Source organism: Streptomyces tricolor, assembly GCF_002155905.1.
GTDB lineage: Bacteria > Actinomycetota > Actinomycetes > Streptomycetales > Streptomycetaceae > Streptomyces > Streptomyces tricolor.
Map to the genome: position 1 here is coordinate 14,750 of NZ_MUMF01000433.1, position 13,802 is coordinate 28,551.

At 72.8% G+C, this 13,802-nt stretch carries 13 protein-coding genes; 9 read left to right on the plus strand and 4 right to left on the minus strand.

From position 1 onward, the window contains the following. Position 1 precedes the first annotated feature (1 nt). The gene (locus CCN44_RS28515; RefSeq protein WP_059247552.1) at positions 2-1,192 is read left to right on the plus strand and encodes an MFS transporter; all 1,191 of its coding nucleotides are present in this window, start codon (positions 2-4) and stop codon (positions 1,190-1,192) included. Here the strand turns inward: CCN44_RS28515 and CCN44_RS28520 are convergent. After that, entirely contained in the window at positions 1,168-2,007 is an 840-nt protein-coding gene (locus CCN44_RS28520; RefSeq protein WP_059247551.1) for a CAP domain-containing protein, read from the minus strand. The two genes, CCN44_RS28515 and CCN44_RS28520, sit on opposite strands and share 25 nt — an antisense overlap. Before the next feature lie 452 nt (positions 2,008-2,459). Between CCN44_RS28520 and CCN44_RS28525 the strand changes: the two genes are divergently transcribed. Continuing rightward, the gene (locus tag CCN44_RS28525) at positions 2,460-4,175 is read left to right on the plus strand and encodes a purine-cytosine permease family protein (protein WP_086700684.1); all 1,716 of its coding nucleotides are present in this window, start codon (positions 2,460-2,462) and stop codon (positions 4,173-4,175) included. Positions 4,176-4,235: 60 nt separating this feature from the next. On the opposite strand, the gene CCN44_RS28530 is transcribed toward CCN44_RS28525, so the two are convergent. Next, positions 4,236-4,430 (minus strand): DUF2795 domain-containing protein, encoded by a 195-nt coding sequence (locus CCN44_RS28530; protein ID WP_059247549.1) that lies wholly within the window; start codon positions 4,428-4,430, stop codon positions 4,236-4,238. Between the two features lie 186 nt (positions 4,431-4,616). On the opposite strand from CCN44_RS28530, the gene CCN44_RS45185 reads away from it, so the two are divergent. From CCN44_RS45185 to pqqB, 7 genes are all read left to right on the plus strand, one after another. Then, complete coding sequence (locus CCN44_RS45185) at positions 4,617-4,784, plus strand: hypothetical protein (RefSeq protein ID WP_167404040.1); 168 nt, start codon at positions 4,617-4,619, stop codon at positions 4,782-4,784. 9 nt (positions 4,785-4,793) lie between these two features. Next, the gene (locus CCN44_RS28535) at positions 4,794-5,117 is read left to right on the plus strand and encodes a DUF2795 domain-containing protein (RefSeq protein ID WP_086700686.1); all 324 of its coding nucleotides are present in this window, start codon (positions 4,794-4,796) and stop codon (positions 5,115-5,117) included. 89 nt (positions 5,118-5,206) lie between these two features. Continuing rightward, entirely contained in the window at positions 5,207-6,712 is a 1,506-nt protein-coding gene (locus CCN44_RS28540; RefSeq protein ID WP_086700689.1) for a purine-cytosine permease family protein, read from the plus strand. Positions 6,713-6,752: 40 nt separating this feature from the next. Then, entirely contained in the window at positions 6,753-7,304 is a 552-nt protein-coding gene (locus CCN44_RS28545) for an isochorismatase family protein (RefSeq protein ID WP_086700693.1), read from the plus strand. Next, a complete protein-coding gene (locus CCN44_RS28550; RefSeq protein WP_086700696.1) occupies positions 7,301-8,008 on the plus strand; it encodes a GntR family transcriptional regulator in 708 nt (235 codons plus the stop codon). Before CCN44_RS28545 ends, CCN44_RS28550 begins: the two co-directional genes overlap by 4 nt. A gap of 481 nt (positions 8,009-8,489) precedes the next feature. Continuing rightward, the gene (locus CCN44_RS28555) at positions 8,490-8,888 is read left to right on the plus strand and encodes an SseB family protein (RefSeq protein ID WP_059247544.1); all 399 of its coding nucleotides are present in this window, start codon (positions 8,490-8,492) and stop codon (positions 8,886-8,888) included. A gap of 187 nt (positions 8,889-9,075) precedes the next feature. Next, positions 9,076-9,972, plus strand: coding sequence for a pyrroloquinoline quinone biosynthesis protein PqqB (gene pqqB / locus CCN44_RS28560; RefSeq protein WP_223283990.1), 897 nt, complete (start codon positions 9,076-9,078; stop codon positions 9,970-9,972). Between the two features lie 177 nt (positions 9,973-10,149). Here the strand turns inward: pqqB and CCN44_RS28565 are convergent, their stop codons facing one another. Both CCN44_RS28565 and CCN44_RS28570 read right to left on the minus strand, forming a co-directional pair. Then, positions 10,150-11,106, minus strand: a complete 957-nt coding sequence (locus CCN44_RS28565; RefSeq protein WP_059247543.1) for a tetratricopeptide repeat protein — start codon at positions 11,104-11,106, stop codon at positions 10,150-10,152. Positions 11,107-11,503: 397 nt separating this feature from the next. After that, on the minus strand, positions 11,504-12,928 hold the full coding sequence (locus CCN44_RS28570) for an alpha/beta hydrolase (protein WP_414820524.1): 1,425 nt from the start codon (positions 12,926-12,928) through the stop codon (positions 11,504-11,506). Positions 12,929-13,802 lie beyond the last annotated feature (874 nt).

A 13,802-nucleotide genomic window follows, 5' to 3' on the forward strand; every position in this document is an offset into this window, starting at 1 on the left:
GGTGCGAAGGAAAGCATCGATCACCCTGCTGTCCGTCGGGCACGCCTGTGTCGACGTCTACCAGGGAGCCGTGGCGTCCCTGATCCCGTTCCTGGTGGCCGAGCGCGGCTACGGCTACGCCGCGGCGGCGGGCGTCGTCCTGGCCGCCTCCCTGCTGTCCTCGGTGGCTCAGCCGCTGTTCGGCGCGCTCACCGACCGCCGCCCCGTGCCCTTTCTGTTGCCTGCCGCGACGCTGCTGGCCGGCCTGGGCATCGCGCTGAGCGCGACCGGCGGCTCGTACGCGCTGACGCTGGCGTGCGTGGCGGTGTCGGGTGCGGGAGTGGCCGCGTACCACCCCGAGTCCGCCCGCGTCGCCCGGCTGGCCGGCGGCGGCAGCCACAGCGCCATGGGCTGGTTCGCCCTGGGCGGCAACGTCGGCTTCGCCCTGGCCCCGCTCCTGGTCACGGCCGTCGTGGGCACGGGCGGACTCGGCTGGACCCCGCTGCTGGTGCTGCCGGCGCTGGTCGGCGCCGCGCTGAACCTGACCGCCCTGCGCGCCCCGGAGCAGCGGCGGCACCTGGCCGGTACGGCACCGCCGGCCGGCGCCGACGACACGGCGTCCTTCCTGAGGCTGTCCCTGGCCGTGGTGTGCCGCTCGGTGGTGTTCACCGGCCTGAGCAGCTTCCTGTCCCTGTACGCCGCGCAGCGCCTGGGCGGCGGTACGGCAGCCGGTACGGCCGCGCTGTTCGTCCTCTACCTGGGCGGCGCCGCCGGTTCCGTCCTCGGCGGACGGCTGGCCGGGCGCTGGGACCGGGTGACGGTCTGCCGCTGGTCGTACCTGCTCTCGGTCGCGGCGGTCGCCGGCGTGGTGTGGGTCCCCGGTCCCGCGCTGTACCTGTGCGTGGCCCTGACCTCCGCCGGACTGTACGTGCCGTTCTCCCTCCAGGTGACGCTCGGCCAGGACTACCTGCCCTCCCGGGTCGGCACGGCCGGTGGAGTCACCCTCGGTCTGACCGTCAGCGTCGGGGGACTGGCGAGCCCCCTCATCGGCCGGGTCGCCGACGCGACCTCCCTGCGGACGGCGCTGGCCCCGCTGGTCCTGATGCCGGTGCTGAGCTGGCTGCTGCTGCGCACCCTGCCCGAACCAGCGGGTCCCGGCGGCCGGGCCGAGGCGCCGGCCGCCGTCGCTCAGCGGGCGGTGCCGAAGTCCTGAGTCCAGTAGCTGCCGGGCTGCGCGAGACCGACACCGATCTCCTTGAAGGAGCAGTTGAGGATGTTGGCCCGGTGGCCCGGGCTGGACATCCAGCCCGCCATGACCTGCTCCGCCGTGCTGTAGCCGTAGGCGACGTTCTCGCCGTAGGTGCTCCAGGCGTAGCCGGCGCGCGTGATGCGGTCGCCCGGGTTCGACCCGTCGGATCCGGTGTGCGACATGTTCCGGTGGGCCGCCATGTCCTCGCTGTGCGCCTGCGCGGCCTTCGTCAGCGCCGAGTTGAGGGTCAGCGCCTGGCAACCTACCTTGGCGCGCTCGGCGTTCACGAGCCGCACGATCTCGCCGGAGACTCCGGACGCCGTGGCGGCGGGCTGCGGCGTGCTCGGCGCGGCGGGGGCCGCGGACGCGGAGGCGGTCGCCTCGGGCGTGCCGGGAGCGGCGGTCCGCGGGGGCTGCGGGACCGTCGTGGCCTTGTGCTCGGCGGTGGCCTTCTTCTTCGCGGCCTTCTTCTTCGTGGCCTTCTGCTGCGGGGCCGTCTTCTCGGCGGTCGGGCGGTCGCTCGGACGCTCCGTGGCCGAGGGCGTGGGCGGCACGGTGATCAGGGGCGCGCCGCCGTCGTACTCATTGCTGTCGTGATGCCCGGGGGCATGCTGCCACTGCCCGACGGGTGCGCTCGTCGGGGCGGTCTGCGTCCGGCCGTCCGTGCCGTACGGCCATTCGCCGCAGGCCAGTGCGACGGATGGCACGCCCACGGCGCCGACGGCTAGGGCGGTGATGACTATTCGCCGGTAGTGCTTCGTTTTGCGGTGCTGGCCCATACGTCAACCTCACTCGGTGATCGCCGAGCGCTCATTCTTGGGACGGCCGCAAAGGGAGCGCAAAGGGCGCGCCTACTACCTGGCCTAGTAGGTCGGCACGGGCCTTGCCAGGTGAGCCGAGAGATGCCGACTTCGCGACCGCGATGTTTGCGCCAGGCTGCCGTACCGTCAGAAGCGCCCGAGCGGCGACGAATGCGGGAAAAGCCCGCGCGGCCGGCCCGGCATCTCCGGCACCGCGCCGTGCGCCCGCGGCAAGACGGACAAATCCCATTTGTCATGGCGGAGGCATCTACTATCCGTCCCGCCTAGTCGCCCAGCTCCGTGTGAGGGATGTCACCTCCCGCCAGGTCGCCGTCTTGTAAAGGCCGCGAAACAGCCGGGCAACACCGCGGCACGAACCTTCCTGCACTGCCCCGGGCCGTCCGGGAGCAGCGCAGGCAGAGGGGAGCGCCGTGACGGAGATCGTCGACGACCAAGCGCCACCGGCCCCGCCCGGCGGCCGTACGTACAACGGCTGGACGCAGAACGACACGGTGGAGGACTACTCGCTGCGCTACGCGCCCAAGTCCTTCCGCCGCTGGTCCCCGTACGTCGTGGCGACCACCGCCCTCGGCGGCATCGCCTACCTCGCGGACTTCGCCATCGGCGGCTCGATCGCCGTCTCGCACGGCTTCTCCAGCGCCCTGGTGGCGATCCTGACCGCGGCGGTGGTCATCTTCCTCACCGGCATCCCGATCTCGTACTACTCGGCGAAGTACTCCATCGACATGGACCTGCTGACCCGGGGCGCCGGATTCGGGTACCTCGGCTCGACGCTCACCTCGGTGATCTACGCGAGCTTCACCTTCATCTTCTTCGCCCTCGAAGGCTCCATCATGGCGCAGGCCCTCCAACTGGGCCTGCACATCCCGCTCGCCGTCGGGTACGTCGTCTGCTCGCTGGTCATCCTGCCGCTCGTCGTCCACGGCATGACCGCGCTGTCCCGGATGCAGGTGTGGACCCAGCCGGTCTGGCTGGTGCTGATGGTCGCCCCGTTCGTGTCCATCGCGCTCCAGGAGCCGTCCAGATTCGCGGAGTTCACGCACTTCGCGGGCGACTCGCCCACCGGCTCGACCGTCAGCATGCTCGGTGTGGGGGCGGGCGCGGGCGTCGCGCTGTCGCTGATCGCGCAGATCGGCGAACAGGTCGACTACCTGCGCTTCATGCCCGACAAGACCCCGCGGAACAGCCGGCGGTGGTGGGCCGCGGTGCTCGGCGCCGGCCCCGGCTGGGTGGTCCTCGGGGCGCTGAAGCAGATCGGGGGCGCCTTCCTCGCCTTCTGCATCGCCGGCAGCGTGGGGCTCGGCAAGGCCGACGAGCCGATCCAGCAGTACGTCCACGGATTCGGGACGTTCGCCGCGCCGGTCGCCCTGGGCCTGGCCACCTTCTTCGTCATCCTGTCCCAGGTGAAGATCAACGCGACCAACGCCTACTCCGGCTCCCTGTCCTGGTCGAACTTCTTCTCCCGGCTGACGCACCGCCACCCCGGCCGGGTCGTCTATATCTTCCTCAACGTCGGCATAGCGCTCGCCCTGATGGAGGGCGGCGTCTTCGGCTTCCTCAACACGGTGCTCGGCTTCTACTCCAACGTGGCGATCGCCTGGATCGGCGCGGTCGTCGCCGACCTGGTCATCAACAAGCCGCTGAAGCTGAGCCCGTCGTACATCGAGTTCAAACGGGCCCACCTGTACCACTTCAACCCGGTCGGCTTCGGCTCGATGCTGATCGCCTCCGCGGTCTCCGTCGCCGCGTACTTCGAGGCCTTCGGCGCGTACGGGAAGGCGTTCTCACCGTTCCTCGCGCTGTTCCTGGCCATGGCGCTCTCACCGCTGCTCGCGGTGCTCACCCGGGGCCGCTACTACATCGCCCGGACCGACGACCTGCCCGAGCCGCTGCTCGGCGCGGACGGCCTGCCCTCGGCCGCCGTCCTGACCTGCTCGGTCTGCGCGACCGGCTTCGAACGGCCGGACATGGCCGGCTGCCCGTTCCACCGGGGCGCGATCTGCTCGCTGTGCTGCAGCCTGGAGAAGGACTGCCACGACTCCTGCAAGGGCGGCCCGGGCGCGTCCGGCCCGGTCTCCCTCGCCCTGCCCGTCGTGCGGTCCGGCGAGCGTCCCGGACCGGGCTGACCGCACGCGCGGCGGCCGGAGCGAAGGCGTCCGGCCGCCGCGCCCCGTGTCCGGTCGCCGTCACTCGTTCTGGAAGACGGCCTTGCTGACCTCGGCGGGGTTCTGGAACTCCTTCTTCCCGAGGTGGGAGATCCGGTCGGTGATCTCCTTGGACGCGTGGTTCTTCTTGGCGACCTTCTGAAGCTGTTCGGACGTCGCCGGGTAGTCCACGCCCGACAGGGCTTTCTGCAGGTCAGGTGGGGTGATACCCGCCATGGCTCCTCCAGGCGGTGAGTTGGTGCAGGATCATCGGGCCGGCGCCGCATGCTGCGCCGGACTGGTCAGGTACCCATCCAGCGGAAGCGGATTCAGAGATTCCGTCGGTGATGGGTCTCCCGTCGCACGGGTACCCGGGGCTCCGGAAAGAGCGCGCCACGCGTGTGAGAGGACCGAGAGCATCCGATGAGCGAGAACACACCTTCCCAGGCCGAGGGCGAACGGGAGCCGGACGCCCCCGATACGGAACAGCCGCCGCGCACCACTCCGTCACAGGCGGAAGGAGCGGAGACCGGCGACGAGAACGCGAACGAGACCACGGACGAGAGCGACGACGCGCAGGGCGACGCGTAGGGAGGCGTCATGAGCACGGCACGCACCAGCGTCCCCGAGGTGCTGGACGCGCTGAAGGACGTGACCTATCCGGCCGACAAGGACCGGCTGGTCTCGGCCGCACGGCAGGCGGGGGCCTCGGATGAGGTCGTCAAGGCCCTGGGCGGCATGCCCGCCGAGGAGTACACCAACCGCGCGGACGTGGCCCGGTCGGTCCGGGTGGACCCGGACTCGGACCTCGGCACCGACGCCACCCAGCGGGCGGAACAGGCACGGCACGGCGGCAAGCCGGGACTCTCCCAGCACCTGCGGGAGGAGCCCAGGACCCCGATCCAGGAGGAGTTCGACCGCTGATCACACCGGACCGGACCGCCTTGACGGCCCGGGGCGGCGGTCCTAGCGTCGGTGGTCATGTCTGGACAGGTAGGGCAGGTGGCGCGGCGATGACGCATCCGCACGACCCTCTCGGCAGCGGAGCCGCCGGCCACCCCCTCCAGGTGGAGACGCACGGGCTCGACGTGATCGAGGACGCGGAGCGCAGAGGCACCCCGCGCTCCCTGTTCTGGCCCTGGTTCGGAGCCAACGTCTCCGTCCTCGGCCTCAGCTACGGCGCCTTCGCGCTCGGCTTCGGCATCTCCTTCTGGCAGGCCCTGGCCGCCGGTGTGCTCGGCATCACCGGCTCGTTCCTGCTGTGCGGTCTCATCGCGGTCGCCGGGAAGCGCGGCTCGGCACCGACCATGGTGCTCAGCCGGGCCGCCTACGGCGTGCGCGGCAACCGGCTGCCGTCCGTCGTCTCCTGGATGCTCACCGTCGGCTGGGAGACGGTCCTGACCGCGCTCGCCACGATGGCCACCGCCACCGTCTTCAGCAGCCTCGGCTGGGGCGGCGGCACCGAGACCAAGGCGGTCGCCCTCCTGGTGGTGGCCGCGCTCACCGTCGTCGGCGGGGTCATGGGGTTCGACCTGATCATGCGGCTGCAGACCTGGATCACCCTGATCACGGGCGTCCTCACCCTCGTCTACATCGCCCTGGTCGCCGACCACATCCACTGGGGCACGGTCGACGCCGTCCCGGCCGGATCGGCACAGCAGTTCATCGGCGCGGTGGTGTTCATGATGACCGGCTTCGGCCTCGGCTGGGTCAACGCCGCCGCCGACTACTCCCGCTACCTGCCGCGCGGCTCCTCCAGCCGGGGGGTGATCGGCTGGACCGCCTTCGGCGCCTCCCTGGCCCCCTTCGTCCTGCTGGTCTTCGGCCTGCTGCTGGCCGGCGCCTCCGAGCGGCTGAGCACAGCGATCGCGGCCGACCCGATCGGCGCGCTGACCACGCTCCTGCCCACCTGGTTCCTGGTGCCGTTCGCCGTGGTCGCCGTCCTGGGCCTGGTCGGCGGTGCCGTCCTCGACATCTACTCCTCCGGCCTGGCCCTGCTCGCGGCCGGGCAGCGGGTGCCCCGCTATCTGGCCGCGCTCTTCGACGGGCTGCTGATGATCGCCGGCGCGATCTACATCGTGTTCTTCGCCGACGACTTCCTCGGCCAGTTCATGGGTTTCCTCACCACACTCGGCGTGCCCATCGCCGCCTGGGCCGGCGTGATGCTCGCCGACCTGGCGCTGCGCCGCCGCGACTACGACGACGGCGACCTGTTCCGCCCGCACGGCCGCTACGGCGACGTCCCGCTCGTCCCGCTGTGCCTCACCCTCGCCGCCACGGCCGTCGGCTGGGGCCTGGTCACGAACACCGCCGCACGCTGGCTGACCTGGCAGGGCTATCTGCTGGAGCCGCTCGGCCTCGGCGGCAGGACCGGCGCCTGGGCCTACGCCAACCTGGGCGTCCTGGTCGCCCTGGCGCTCGCCTTCCTCGGTACGCTGCTGCTGGGCCGGGGCCGGGTGCGGGCCCAGGAGGCCCAGGCGCCGAGCCCGGCGCTCGATGCGCAGGTGGTGAACCGGTGAGCGCCGCCGGCCGCGCCGCCCGGAAGGGGGTGCGCCTCCCATGAGCGCAGGACATCTCGCCGTCATCGACATGCAGCGCGTCTTCGCCGACCCGGCGAGCCCCTGGGCCACCCCCCGGTACGCCGACGCGGCGGCCGGCGTCCACGCCCTGCTGCCCGCCTTCGCCGGGCGGGTCACCTTCACCCGCTTCCTGGCCCCGCGGGAGCCCGTCGGCGCCTGGCGCGCCTACTACGAGCAGTACCCCTTCGCCCGCCGCCCCCCGGATGCCGAACTCTGGGCCCTCACCGACGAGTTCGCCGGTCTCGCCGACCACGTCCTGGACACCGCCACCTTCGGCAAGTGGACCCCCGAACTCGCCGCCCGGACCGGCCCGGACGGCCGCCTGGTCCTGGCCGGTGTCAGCACCGACTGCTGTGTGCTGTCCACCGCCCTGGCCGCCGCGGACGCCGGCGCCGAGGTACTGGTCGTCGCGGACGCCTGCGCCGGCGTGGACGACGACTCCCACCTCAAGGCGCTGCAGATCATGGAGCTGTACCGGCCGCTGGTCCGGGTCACCACCATCGCCGACCTGCTCGCCGAGGCCGGGCCGTGACCGGCGTCCCGCTCAAGCACCAGCGGATCGGCCGGATCCTCGCCACGGAGATCCGCACCGGCGGCCACCCGGCCGGCGAGCGGCTGCCCGGCGAGCACGCCCTCGCCGCGCGGTTCGGTGTCAGCCGTACGACCATCCGCGCGGCCCTCGCCGAACTGACCGAGCAGGGCCTGATCACCACCCGCACGGGCAAGGGCTCCTACGTCGTCTTCGACGGCCGCCCACCGGACGACCGCCCCGGCCGGGCCCGCGCGCTCGCCCTGCGGGACGTGGACAGCACCGTGCGGACCCTCGCCGTACGCGAGATCCGCGACAGCGCGCTGGCCGCCGGACTCGGCCTGGAGAAGGACGCCTTCGTGTGCGTGGAGCGGACCCGGGAACGGGTCCCGGACGGGACCGTGCTGTCGTACGAGCGCACCTTCCTGCCGCCGGTGCCCGGGGTCCGCGAGCTGCCCGCCCGGGGCCTCGGCCAGGAGCCCCTCGCCGAGGTGCTGCGACGGGCCGGGCTGCGGCCCGACCACGGGGAGCAGCGGGTGTCCGGACACCGCATCGACGCCCGGGAGGCCGGGCTGCTGCGCCGCGCGCCGGGCGACTGGTTCCTCGCCGGGCGCCGCACCAGCCGGGCCGCCGACGGCTCCTTCGTGGAGCACGTCGTCAGCCTGCTCGACCCCGACCACTTCGAGCTGACCGTCGCCTTCGGGTGAGCGCCGCACGCGGACCGCGACGCCGCCCACCCCGCCGCCGCGCGTCCCCGGGTCAGGCGCGCCCCGCACCCCGTCGAGTGCCACGGCGAGCACCGGGGGCACAGGCGTCCACGTCCCCCGGTGCCGGCGCGCCGGGCCAGGTCACCCCCGGCACCTCGGGCAGCCCACCGGTGACCCGGTGGCCCGGCTCCGGGACTCCGTCCACCGCGTGGACGCCCCGATGGACGAAGGCCGCCGCCTCGGCGTCGCGGAACAGGGGTGCGTCCGCATGCGGCCACGCCCGAGCGCGCCGGGCGCGCGCGGGTGACGATGCCCGGCGCTGACCGCTTCCCGGCCGCCGCCGTCCTCATCGGCTCCCCACCGGACGTCCCCCCGATCCCCACGCATGCCCGGCACCCCACCGGGTACGCGAGGCGGGAGCACGCCGGGCACCAGCCTGCCCGGAGCGCCCGTACGACCGCCCGCTACCTGGGGATCAACCATGGAGACACCCGCACACGAGGGCCTGCCGACGCCGGCCCAGCAGGCACTGGACGCGCTGGCCGTGAACGCCGAGGACCAAGCCGCGCTGGACACCCTCGCCCACAGTGACGTACTCGTCCCGGTACCGGACGACGCGATGGACGGGAACGGCGCCGACGCGACGTCGGTGGCCCTGCCCGTTCTGGAGCAGCCCGGGGGCGAACCGGTCGTCCCGGTGTTCACCTCGGAGGGCGAGATGGCGGAGCTGCTGCCGTTCGTCTCGCGGTACCGCCTGATCCCGCTCGGCGCGCTCGCCGCACAGTGGCCCGAGGGAGAGCTGTCCCTCGCCATCGACGGCAGCTCAGCCCACGGGCTCACCCTCACCTCCCAGGGAGTGCGCACTCTGCTGGCCCGGTGAACCGGCGCCCCGAAGAAGCGCGCGCGAAGCGGCGCGGGCGACCGCACACCACCCGCACCGGCGTACGCCACCCGGAACCCTCCCGCCGAAGGACGGCCGGAACTGCCCCCTGCCACCGGTAGTCACCGGCCTCCGCACAGGGAAGATCCCAGCGGGAGACAAGTTCCGGGCGAGCGTGAAGGAGCCGATGGTCGTGAGGGTCGTCCTGCTGGGCACCGCCGCCGGGGGCGGCTTCCCGCAGTGGAACTGCGCCTGCGCGCTCTGCACCGCCGCCCGGGACGGCAAGCTGCCCTCCCGGACCCAGGAGTGCGCCGCCGTCACCGGCAACGGCCGCGACTGGTGGCTGCTGAACGCCTCGCCCGACCTGCGGACACAGCTCACCACGACTCCGCCCCTGTGGCCCGGGCCCGGCCCCCGGGACACGCCGCTGCGCGGAGTGCTGCTCACCGACGCCGAGGCCGACCACGTGACCGGCCTGACCGAGCTGCGCGGAGCGGCCGGCCTGAAGGTCTACGCCGCGCCGCCGGTGCGCTCCGTCCTCGCCCCCGCCCGCGCCGCGCTCGACCGCTACGCCTCCTGGGAGTGGGCGGACAGCCTGGCCGACGGCGGGTTCGTGCTGGCCGGCGGGCTCGTCGTCACCGCCCATCCGGTGGGGACGAAGATCCCGAAGTACGTACCGGCGCAGGGCCCCGTGCCCGCGGGGCCGTGGGTGACGGCGTACCGCGTCGAGGACCTGGCCAGCGGGGGAGTGCTGGTGTACGCGCCCTGCGTCGGCGCCTGGAGCCCCGTCCTGGACGCGCTGTGCGCCGACGCCGACTGCGTGCTGCTGGACGGCACGTTCTTCGCCGCCGACGAGATGGGCACGGCGGTGCGCTCCGGGGCAGGTCAGGCCGCCATGGGCCATCTTCCGGTCAGCGGACCGGACGGCTCCCTCGCCGCACTGGCCCGCCATCCCGGTCCGCGCCGGATCTACACCCACCTCAACAACACCAACCCGCTGCTCGACCCCGCCTCGCCCGCCCGCGCCCACGTGAGCGAACACGGCGCCGAGGTCCTGCCGGACGGGAGCGAGCTGGTGCTGTGAGGGGCCGGGCGCCCCCCGCGGACCGGCTCGTCGTCACGATCCCCGAGCTGGGCGACACGTTCTCGGCCACTTCGTGCCTCGTCTGCTGAGACCCGGCCTTCCGGCGGGCCGGGCGTCCGCGCCGGACACCCCGAAGAGGACGAGGGGCGCCCAGCCCGCCACTCCAGCCCCTCCCCCTCACAGTCCGACAGTGGCCCTGCGCTGCGCCTGTTCGAACTCGGTGAGGGGGTCGCCGCCCATGTGCCAGGGCCACTCGGTGACGACGCCACCGATGGCCTCGAACACCGCCCGCGCCTCGGCGCGGCGGTCGCCGGCCATCAGCGCGTAGGCGAGGAGGTTCAAGTCGGCACGGGCCTTGGCGTGCCGGAGGAATCCCGGCTGCCCCCACGTGTGCGCCACGCGGTCGAGGGCCTGGGCGGCCATCCCCTGGGACCAGTGGGTCCGTGCCACCAGCGCTTCGTATCCGCCCCGGCCGAGAATGGCGTGGTACTGGAAGACCTGGGCGGTGAGTTCCGTCGCCACGCAGGGCGCGTTGGCGGGCACGCGGGCGACCAGCGCGTCGACGAACTCCAGCACCTGCAGCCGGGAGCCTCCTTCCTCCGGGGTGAGGTAGCTCAGCATGTTCATGTACGCCTCGCGGTTCCAGCGGTCCCGCGCGAGCACCTCGTTCCACACCCCGAACACCTGGGGCTGCTTCCAGCGCTGCCGGCGCGCCACCTGGAGCAGGGCCACCCAGGGGGTGGGATCGTCCGGCGCGAGTTCGGCGGCGCGCAGACAGCTCTCCACGGCGTCGTCCGTGTCACCCGGACGGTCCTGGTCGCGGCTCTGCGCCACCTGGGACCAGGCATGCAGCACGAGCGCGGTCGCGTTGCGGGGCTCACGCGCGGCCCAGGACCGCGGCAGCCGTGATGCGGCGAGGAAGTCCGCCAGAACGCTGATGCGGTGCGTACGGCGGTCCCAGTCGCCCGGATCCTGGTCCAGAAGCCGGGACACCTGAGCCGCGCACAGATCGGTGGTGGCGATCGTTCCCGTCCTGGTGGTCGCCAGCAGGGACTTCAGCAGTCTGCCCAGCTCCTGGTCGTCGAGTTCAGGGGCGACACGGGCCCGATTGCGGCGGCTTGAGAGAAATCCCATGGCCGGAGGCTAAAACGGATCACACCGTTCACAAGGGCTGGGTCCGGATCGTTATCGATCACATACCGTGCGTGATGGCGGCCGGATGACACGGGGACCGCAGAGCTGGAGGCGGTGCCGGTGCCGGAGGTCGTGCTGGTTCCGGCCAGTGGCCGACGCCTGGTGGGCATCCGCAGCCGCCGCTGCCACTCGCCCGGCGTCTACGCCACTGCGCGCCGGTCCTGAACCGTCAGATCACTCCCTCGAACTGATCCGCAGCAGCCGCTCGGCGTACGGGCCGTAAATCGCCTACCGGCAGGAAGGGCTCGCAACTTGCCCTGGCCGTCGGCGAAGTGCCTCCGCGTCACGATCGCCTTCCGACCGGATCCGCTCTCCAGCGGATCCGGTCGGCCAGCGGTCAGGACGGCACGGCGGGGCAGCTCGTGCCCCGTGCTGGGACGGCGAGGTCGGTGAGATAGCTGTCCACGGTGTCCTCCATGCACGGGCCGCTGGTGACGCTGCCGTGGCCGTTGCCCTCGTAGGTGAGGAGCACGCCGCTGCGGCCGAGCTGCCGGGCCACCGAGACCGCCCACGGGTAGCCGGTGGCGGGGTCGTGCAGAGCGTTGGACACCAGGATCGGCGGGGCACCGTGTACGTCCAGGCGGTGCTGCGGGTTGGCGGTCGGCGCGCCCAGACACGCCGCCGCCATGTGGATCGGCAGCAGGTGAGGCAGGTCGGGCGCGGTCCTGTTCATCAGGGCGACGAGCGAGGCGTACTCCTGGTAGTCGCGCACCGGCAGGTGCCAGTCCGAGCAGAAGACCGGGGTGGCCGGATGCAGCGGCGCTATGGACGTGGGCGACGCGGGCAGCGGCTTGCTCGCGTCCATCCCCGCGACCGCCGTGGCCAGGCCCGCGTAGTCGGCCCGGTAGAACTTCCGGAACGCGATCTTGTTGACCAGGTCCGAACGCGACAGCGAGGCGCCCGGCTTCGCCGGGTCCTCCAGCTCGCCGCGCCCGGCCCGGGCCAGCAGGCCGTGCCAGACGGCGCGGACGTCGCGGCCGTGCAGCACGCAGTCCGCGGCACCGTCGCACCACTTCACGAACTCCTGGAACGAATCCTCCGCCGCGGCCGCCTCGGCCTGCAGGAACTCGCGGATGGTCGGGACGCTGTGGTCCATGACGCTCTCCAGCACCATCGCGCGCACGCGGCGCGGGTAGGTCTCGGCGTACTGGGCGCCGAGCAGCGTGCCGTACGAGCTGCCGTGGAAGGTGAGTCTCCGCTCGCCGAGGGCGGCCCGGAGGGCGTCCAGGTCCCGGACCGTCTGGGCGGTGTCGAGGTGGTCGAACACCGGGCCGGTACGGGCCCGGCAGTCGGCGCGGAGCCGCTTGTTGTACGCCATGGTGGCGTCGAAGTCCGCCTGGCTCCTCAGCTCCGGTGACGGCCGCTGGGCAATCAGGTCGCCGGAGCAGGTCACCGGGTTGCTGCCGCCCACGCCGCGCGGGTCGAAGCTGACGATGTCGAACCTGCGGCGGACCTCGGGGCTGAACCGGCTGATGCGGCCCACCACCATCTCCACACCCGAGTCGCCCGGCCCGCCGGGGCCGAACACCATCGAGCCGACGCGTGCGCCGGGGTCGGTGGCCTTGCGGCGGGCCACGGCCAGGTCGAGTCTCGGCCCGTCCGGGTGGGCCCAGTCGACCGGTACCGAAAGAGTGGCGCACTCCGCTCCCGGCTTCGCCGGGTCGTCACACGGTGCCCACCGCAGGGCCCCGGTGACAGACGGCGACGCGTGGGCCGCGGGTGCGGCGGGGAGGCCGGCGACGACGGCCATGGCAGCTCCCATGGCCATGGCCAAGCCCCGTCCGGCGATGCGCCGCAGTGCGGATCTGTCCCTGCCCCTGCCCCTGAACGACATGGATCCTCCTCGTGAAGAGAACGGTTGCGTCAGCCGTGCGGACCCGGCCGGGGCACCGTTGTCACGTTAGGCGCACCGCTGCTCATGTGGTGCGCCTGTCAGGGGCTTTTCCGGGTCGGGTCAGGGACCGCTCAGGGGCGATTGCGCGGGGCGACAACGCCGACCTCCAGTCCGTGGGCAGCACCAGCCGGCGCAGATGGTTCAGGGGCTGGGGGCGGGGGACACCGCGGTACGGCCGACGCCCCGTCACCGACGGCGGCAGAAGACGACCGCAGCGCGCTCGGAAGGCGCCCGGCGGGGCCAAGCTGGCCTCAGCCACCCACGGCCCGCCGACGGGGCGGCCGCCGGCCCCCTCGCATGACCGGGCTGCCAGGGGCCGGTTGCCGCGCGGGGGTGGACATGGTCACGGGGTCGAGCGCGCGCGGCAGGACGATCGTCCATCGGTTGTGGACCGCGGAATACGAAGTTGCCCCGGTTCGACGTCCTCGCCCAGTTGCGGCGCCGACGGGGCGACGGCGATCGGCTGGTACGCCGCGCTCACCGCTTCGGCGCAAGGCGCCGATCAGGGAGGTCTTACTCAGCTTCGTCTGCACGGTGCCCCCGCTGGGCGTGCCATGTCCTGGACGAGGCACGACGGTTCTGGAACACCGCGACGCTGGTCGTCCGTTCTGCGGGTGTTCCGTGACCTCCCACCCATGAGCGTCTGGGCTGCGTGGACTTTCCGGACACGACGTGAGCACATGGAGTGTCGTGCGCCGGGGCGCCTTGATCGGCACGATCGCCGTGACGGAGACCGACTCCC

Excerpts from the sequence above, each read along its gene's own strand:
- CCN44_RS28535 (WP_086700686.1), top strand. The coding sequence starts at position 4,794 with ATGAGCACGGCACGCACCAGCGTCCCCGAGGTGCTGGACGCGCTGAAG.
- pqqB (WP_223283990.1), top strand. The coding sequence starts at position 9,076 with ATGGTCGTGAGGGTCGTCCTGCTGGGCACCGCCGCCGGGGGCGGCTTC.
- CCN44_RS45185 (WP_167404040.1), top strand. The coding sequence starts at position 4,617 with ATGAGCGAGAACACACCTTCCCAGGCCGAGGGCGAACGGGAGCCGGAC.
- CCN44_RS28565 (WP_059247543.1), bottom strand. The coding sequence starts at position 11,106 with ATGGGATTTCTCTCAAGCCGCCGCAATCGGGCCCGTGTCGCCCCTGAA.
- CCN44_RS28540 (WP_086700689.1), top strand. The coding sequence starts at position 5,207 with ATGACGCATCCGCACGACCCTCTCGGCAGCGGAGCCGCCGGCCACCCC.
- CCN44_RS28520 (WP_059247551.1), bottom strand. The coding sequence starts at position 2,007 with ATGGGCCAGCACCGCAAAACGAAGCACTACCGGCGAATAGTCATCACC.
- CCN44_RS28530 (WP_059247549.1), bottom strand. The coding sequence starts at position 4,430 with ATGGCGGGTATCACCCCACCTGACCTGCAGAAAGCCCTGTCGGGCGTG.
- CCN44_RS28545 (WP_086700693.1), top strand. The coding sequence starts at position 6,753 with ATGAGCGCAGGACATCTCGCCGTCATCGACATGCAGCGCGTCTTCGCC.
- CCN44_RS28570 (WP_414820524.1), bottom strand. The coding sequence starts at position 12,928 with ATGGGAGCTGCCATGGCCGTCGTCGCCGGCCTCCCCGCCGCACCCGCG.
- CCN44_RS28555 (WP_059247544.1), top strand. The coding sequence starts at position 8,490 with ATGGAGACACCCGCACACGAGGGCCTGCCGACGCCGGCCCAGCAGGCA.